Genomic DNA, 2,762 nt, shown 5'->3' on the forward strand with positions numbered 1-2,762 from the left:
CTCAACGACAGGGAATGCGGTTTCGGCGCGAAGACGTCAGGCACTGGCAAGCTGGCGAACATGAAGATCCGCGGAGCCGTCCTCGAACGCATCGCTGCACCCCGCAACTACGCAGAGTCCCGGCCGCTGACGATCACCGACCTCGAGCTCGCGCCGCCCGGCGACTCCGAACTGCTGGTCCGCATCGAGGCCGCCGGTCTGTGCCACTCCGACCTGTCCGTGGTCGACGGCAACCGGGTCCGGCCCGTGCCGATGCTGCTGGGGCACGAGGCGGCGGGCATCGTCGAGCGGATCGGCGCCGGCATTGGCGACATCGCCGTCGGTCAGCGAGTGGTGATGACGTTTCTGCCCCGCTGCGGAGAGTGCGCGGCATGCGCGACCGACGGGCTCGCACCGTGCATCCCCGGAAGCGCCGCCAACGCCGAGGGAGTGCTGCTGAGCGGCGGAACGCGACTCGCCACCGACGAGGGTCCGGTGCTGCATCACCTCGGCGTCTCGGCCTTCGCCACGCACGCCGTCGTGGACCGCCGCTCCGTCGTGCCGGTGGACGACGACGTCCCACCCGTAGTGGCGTCCCTGCTGGGGTGTGCCGTGCTCACCGGCGGCGGTGCGGTCCTCAACGCTGGGCGGCCCCGTCCCGGGGACACGATCGCGATCGTCGGCATGGGCGGGGTGGGCATGGCGGCGCTGCTGACCGCGCTCGCGCACGACGACGTCGAGGTCGTCGCCGTCGATCAGCTGCCCGACAAGCTCGCGCGGGCCAGGAGCCTGGGCGCCCACGCCGCCGTCACCCCCGATCAGGTCGGGGATCTCAAGGCGCGGATCGTCATCGAGGCGGCCGGTCACCCCGCCGCCCTGGAGACCGCCATCGCACTGACCGGTCCAGGCGGCCGCACCGTCACCGTCGGGCTGCCCCGGCCCGACGCACGAATCAGCTTGTCGCCGTTGGGTTTCGTCGCCGAGGGGCGGTCACTGATCGGCAGCTACCTCGGGTCCGCCGTCCCGGCCAGGGACATCCCGCGCTTCGTCTCGCTGTGGCGGGCGGGCCGGCTGCCCATCGAGGAGCTGGTGTCATCGACTATCGGCCTCGATCAGATCAACGACGGCATGGACGAGCTCGCCGACGGCAACGCGGTGCGGCAGATCATCGAGTTCTAGGGCTGGCCAAGCGGCGATCTACTTGTATGATGAGTTTGGTACTTGTCATATAACTGATCGGGAGTCCAATGTCCGACCGCATCCGCCACCTCACCCTGTCGCACGTCGTACTACCGCTTGCGACTCCCGTCAGCGACGCCAAGGTGCTCACCGGCCGTCAGAAACCGTTGACGGAAACCGTGCTGTTATTCGTGGAGGTGGTCACCGAGCAGGGCCTCGAGGGCATGGGGTTCAGCTACTCCAAGCGGGCGGGCGGACCGGCGCAGTACGCGCACCTGGCGGAGATCGCCGAGGTCGCCGTCGGTCAGGACCCCTCGGACATCGACCGGATCTATCAGTCGCTGCTCTGGGCAGGCGCGTCGGTCGGACGCTCGGGCGTCGCCTCCCAGGCCATCGCCGCACTCGACGTCGCGCTGTGGGACCTGAAGGCGCGCCGCGCCGACCTGCCGCTGGCCAAGTTGATTGGCGCTCATCGTGATTCGTGCCGGGTGTACAACACCTCCGGCGGATTTCTCCAGGCGTCGCTGGAGGAGATGAAGGAGAAGGCAACCGCCTCCGTGGAGGCCGGCATCGGTGGTATCAAGATCAAGGTCGGGCAGCCGGATTGGAAGAAGGACCTGGACCGCGTTGCGGCGATGCGCGAGCACCTCGGCGAGACGCCGTTGATGGTCGACGCCAACCAGCAGTGGGACCGGGCCAGGGCGCGTCGCATGTGCCGTGAGCTCGAGGCGTTCGACCTGATCTGGATCGAAGAGCCCCTCGATGCGTGGGATGCCGTTGGCCACGCCGACCTCAGCCACACCTTCGATACGCCGATCGCCACCGGGGAGATGCTCACCTCCGTGCCCGAGCACATGGCGCTCATCGACGCGGGATACCGAGGCATCGTGCAACCCGATGCTCCCCGGATCGGCGGTATCACGCCCTTTCTGCGCTTCGCGACGCTCGCCGCGCACGCCGGGTTGGCGCTTGCCCCGCACTACGCCATGGAGATCCACCTGCACCTGGCCGCGGCGTATCCGACCGAGCCATGGGTCGAGCACTTCGAGTGGCTCAACCCACTCTTCAACGAGCGGATCGACATTCACGACGGCCGGATGTGGCTTCCGGAGCGCGCGGGGCTCGGCTTCACGCTCAGCGACGAGATGCGGGCGCGGACGGTGCAGACGGCGTCCTTCGGGAAGCCGTGACGTGGTCGTGACAACCGCGCGAGCAGTTGGGCGGCCAGCGTGACGACGACGCTGGCGCAGCGGGTCGTCACGGGCCTGAAGGACAAGATCCTCACCGGCGAACTGCCCCCCGGCCACAAGCTGCCGTCGGAGTCGGAGCTGATCGAGGAGTTCGGCGTCTCTCGGACGGTGGTGCGCGAGGCGGTGACGCGGCTGCGCGCCGAAGGGCTCGTCGAGACCTTCCAGGGCCGTGGCTCGTTCGTGCTCGCCATGCCAGAACCGACGTCCTTCACCATCGAGTCCGCTGCCATCCGGACCCACAGGGACGTGCTCGACATGGTCGACTTCCGCATCGGGATCGAATGCGAGACAGCGGCATTGGCGGCGTCCCGTGTGACTGCCGCAGGCCGGGCGGCGATCAAGGCGGCGCTGGAC

The 2,762-nt window shown here is 68.8% G+C and carries 3 protein-coding genes; all 3 read left to right on the plus strand.

The genetic code is table 11. From position 1 onward, the window contains the following. The first annotated feature begins 60 nt into the window (after positions 1-60). Complete coding sequence (locus tag ACRDUX_RS13960) at positions 61-1,158, plus strand: alcohol dehydrogenase catalytic domain-containing protein (protein ID WP_526414625.1); 1,098 nt, start codon at positions 61-63, stop codon at positions 1,156-1,158. A 68-nt stretch (positions 1,159-1,226) separates the two neighbouring features. Next, positions 1,227-2,348 carry an L-talarate/galactarate dehydratase gene (locus tag ACRDUX_RS13965; protein ID WP_526414623.1) on the plus strand — a complete coding sequence of 374 codons (1,122 nt, stop codon included), beginning with the start codon at positions 1,227-1,229 and terminating at the stop codon, positions 2,346-2,348. A gap of 39 nt (positions 2,349-2,387) precedes the next feature. After that, a partial coding sequence (locus ACRDUX_RS13970) for a FadR/GntR family transcriptional regulator (protein WP_526414624.1) occupies positions 2,388-2,762 on the plus strand: 375 nt, incomplete at its 3' end.

Source organism: Mycobacterium sp. (genome assembly GCF_050701675.1).
Taxonomy (GTDB): Bacteria; Actinomycetota; Actinomycetes; order Mycobacteriales; family Mycobacteriaceae; genus Mycobacterium.

Bases quoted from the DNA above. Each gene is read 5' to 3' on its own strand.
- ACRDUX_RS13965 (WP_526414623.1), top strand. From the start codon at position 1,227: ATGTCCGACCGCATCCGCCACCTCACCCTGTCGCACGTCGTACTACCG.
- ACRDUX_RS13960 (WP_526414625.1), top strand. From the start codon at position 61: ATGAAGATCCGCGGAGCCGTCCTCGAACGCATCGCTGCACCCCGCAAC.